2 protein-coding genes and 1 pseudogene are annotated in these 3,267 nt (G+C 60.0%); 1 reads left to right on the plus strand and 2 read right to left on the minus strand.

Features of this window, described 5'->3' with window-relative positions; genetic code table 11:
• The first annotated feature begins 402 nt into the window (after positions 1-402).
• On the plus strand, positions 403-702 hold the full coding sequence (locus FJ398_26920; protein ID MBM3841512.1) for a hypothetical protein: 300 nt from the start codon (positions 403-405) through the stop codon (positions 700-702).
• On the opposite strand, the pseudogene FJ398_26925 reads toward FJ398_26920, so the two are convergent.
• A pseudogene (locus FJ398_26925) lies at positions 694-804 on the minus strand (cell envelope biogenesis protein TolA). The gene FJ398_26920 and the pseudogene FJ398_26925 sit on opposite strands and share 9 nt — an antisense overlap.
• A 587-nt stretch (positions 805-1,391) precedes the next feature.
• Entirely contained in the window at positions 1,392-3,059 is a 1,668-nt protein-coding gene (locus tag FJ398_26930; protein ID MBM3841513.1) for an L-lactate permease, read from the minus strand.
• Positions 3,060-3,267 lie beyond the last annotated feature (208 nt).

The following is a 3,267-nucleotide window of genomic DNA, read 5'->3' on the forward strand; positions in this document are numbered from 1 at the left end:
TTTGCTAATGCCTGCGACTGGCTGCCGGAAACGCCGTCCGTGCCAACACGGCGGGTGAAGAAAAGATGAAATCGCTTTTCACTCACACGTCCCGGACTCAGGATTGAATGATGATTGGCAACTCACTCACGCACTACCGGATCACCGCCAAGCTCCGCGAAGGCGGCATGGGCGAAGTGTATCGCGCCACCGACACCAAGCTCGGCCGCGAGGTCGCGATCAAGGTGCTGCCCGCCAGCATCAGCCGGGATCCAAAGTAAAGGGGTCATAAAGGGGTCAGTCCCACATATTGACACCGTTGCCCTGTTTGGGCAGGCTTCGGCGCATGGCACGCAAGCTCCGCATTGAGTATCCGGGCGCGAGTTACCATCCACCTTCGCTCCGAGCTACGGCGGGACAGGCGTGATGAATCGCGGCGACCGACGGGAAGCCATCTTCCACGATGACCGGGATCGGGAGTTGTTTGTCGCCACGCTGGCGGAGGCCTGTGGGAGAGCCGGTTGGCAAGTGCAGGCCTTCTGTCTGATGGGGAATCACTTCCGTTTGGTGTTGGAGACGCCGCAGGGAAATCTCGTGGCGGGGATGAAGTTCTTTCTCGGCACCTACACGGCACGGTTGAACCGGCGGCACAAACTGTTCGGGCACCTGTTCAGCGGCCGTTACAAGGCGTTGATGGTGGACGCCAGCAGTTCGAGCGGGTGATGGAGGAGCGGCGGGCGCAGGACGACCCGGAGGAGTATGGGCGGATTCGGCGGGGCTGGTGCTGGGGTGAGGAGGCGTTTCGGAAGGAGCTGCTGGCGCAGGTAGAAGCGCGGCGTGGGGCGTCGCATTACGGCGCGGAGTTGCAGGAAAGCGCGGCGCAGAAGGCGGAGCGGCTGGTGGGCGAAGGGCTCGCCAAGCTGGGATGGACGGAGGCGGAACTGGCCGCGCGAAAGAGCGGTGACAGGTCGAAGTTGAAGCTGGCCGTGAAGTTGCGGGCGGAGACGACGACCTGCCTGCCGGCAGGCAGGTGACGTTGAAGTGGATTGTCGCCCGGTTGCAGATGGAGACGGGAGCGAGTTTGTCGAATCTGCTGTCGGCGCAGCGGCGGGGACAAGGATAATGTCAATATGCGGGACTGACCCCTTTTCGGACCGCTCCGGAGGCCTCGCGCAAACGCGCTTGCTCCACCCAAGCCAGCGCGCCGCAGTCGTCAATTCGCTTGCGGGCTCCTCACAGCCAGTCCGACGCAGCCTGCGGCCGGTGAAGTGCTGGCGCTCGTGCAGAATCAATTCGGCTGGCCTGCGCGCCATGAACTTTTGGCGGTTGTCCAGGACGCGCTTAAGTCCCTCCCGGATCAAAGCGTGGTCATCCGCGAGCAAGATCCGCAAGTGTCTCATAGTTCCGCGCAGTTAACGGACCACCATCTGAGTGAATGGCGGCACGTAAGCTTGAAGAAAAACCAGCAACCCCACCAGCATCGCCAAGGCAATGCTGTGGAAGAAAACATACCTCAGGATTGAGCCTTCATGCCCGTACCAGTTGGTGGCGGTGCTGGCGACCACGATGCTCTGCGCATCGACCATTTTTCCCATCACGCCTCCGGAACTGTTCGCCGCGGCCATCAGCGTCGGGCTGACGTTGATTTGTTCGGCGGTAATCTTTTGCAGGCTTCCGAACAAGACATTCGACGCCGTATCCGATCCGGTCAACGCCACGCCCAGCCAGCCGAGCAACGTGCCGAAGAACGGATAGAGCACGCCGGTTTTGGCCAGCGCCAGGCCCAGCGTGGCGTCGGTGCCCGAGTAACGCGTCACGTATCCGAGCGCCAGCATGGCGGCAATGGTGATCAACGAATAGCGCACCCGGATGAGTGTTGCGCCGTAAGTTTTGAACATTTCCTTTGGAGAACACCCCATGATGAACCCCGCCAGAATGGCCGAGACCAGGATTCCCGTGCCGGTCGCGGACAGCCAGTTCAACTTGAAGACAGCTTCTTCAGGCTTCGTCGGTTTTTCCGGCGTTGGCGCCGGCACGACGGGCGGAGTGCGAACGACGACGTTGTGGAGGTTTGCCATTTCGAATTGCGGCGCGGAGATGCTGTCCAGCTTCTTTCGGAAATCCGGCGTGCCCCAGATGAAAACCAGAACGCTCAAGAGAGTCCACGGAATCCACGCTTTGACCACTTCGGGCCGGCTATAGAAGGGTTTGGCAGGTGCTGAGCCCGCGTCGCTCCGATCCGGAGGAACCCATTTGTCGCGCGGTTTCCAAAAGCGGAGCAGAACACCGACTGCGGCCAGAGAGCACATCGAAGCGACAATGTCCACCAGCCAGGGGCCGTGAAAATTAGAGACCAAGAATTGCGGAACAGCAAACGCCACTCCAGCCGCCAAAGCCGCGGGCCACACACCCAGCATTCCCCGAAAACCAGCGTACGCCCAAACCACCCAGAAAGGCACAATCACCGAGAAAAACGGCAACTGCCGGCCCGTCATCGCGGAAAGCTCAAGAAGATCGATCCCGGTGACGCGATTGAGCGCAATAATGGGTGTTCCCAGAGCGCCGTACGCGACCGGGGCCGTGTTGGCAATCAGGGACAGCCCCGAGGCTGCCAGGGGCTTAAAGCCCAGTTGAATCAGAATTGCGGCCGTCACCGCGACGGGAGTGCCGAAGCCCGCGGCGCCCTCGAAGAACGCTCCGAACGAAAACGCGATGAGAATGACCTGGATTCTCGGATCGGGCGCCAGCGACGCCAGGCTGCTGCGCAAAACGTTGAAAAGACCTTTTTGAACGGTGAGTTGATAGAGGAAGATTAAGTTCAGGATGATCCACCCGATCGGAAACAAACCCGATGCGGCGCCGAACAGAGTCGTCGCGCCCGCGGCCTTCAAGGGCATTCCATACAGGAATACAGCCGTCGCCAAGGCGACTCCCAAACCGAGCAAGGCCGAGTAATGGATTTTGATTTGCAGGTAAGCGATCGACCCCAGAAGCACCAGGACCGGCAGCGTCGCAATGAGAGTAGAAAGGAAGGGCTGGCCGAGCGGGTCATAGGTCTGCAACCAGTGTTCTGTAGGCATGTTGTTCCAGGGTTGAGCGGGATTCGGCTGGTGCTTTTAGCCTGAAGACCGGACCGAGCACAATCTAAATGATTCTGAAAACTGCGATTCAGACAGTGTAATCGGGAATATGGGTATTGTTGTGGAGTTTTGGATCGAGACGCCGCAGACGACAACTCCCTTTTCGCACTGGGTTGGATTAGAACGCAGGGCGCGCAAGAGAATGCTT

It is taken from the genome of Verrucomicrobiota bacterium (genome assembly GCA_016871535.1).
In the GTDB taxonomy this organism is placed as follows: Bacteria; Verrucomicrobiota; Verrucomicrobiia; order Limisphaerales; family SIBE01; genus VHCZ01.

Bases quoted from the DNA above. Each gene is read 5' to 3' on its own strand.
- FJ398_26930 (MBM3841513.1), bottom strand. From the start codon at position 3,059: ATGCCTACAGAACACTGGTTGCAGACCTATGACCCGCTCGGCCAGCCC.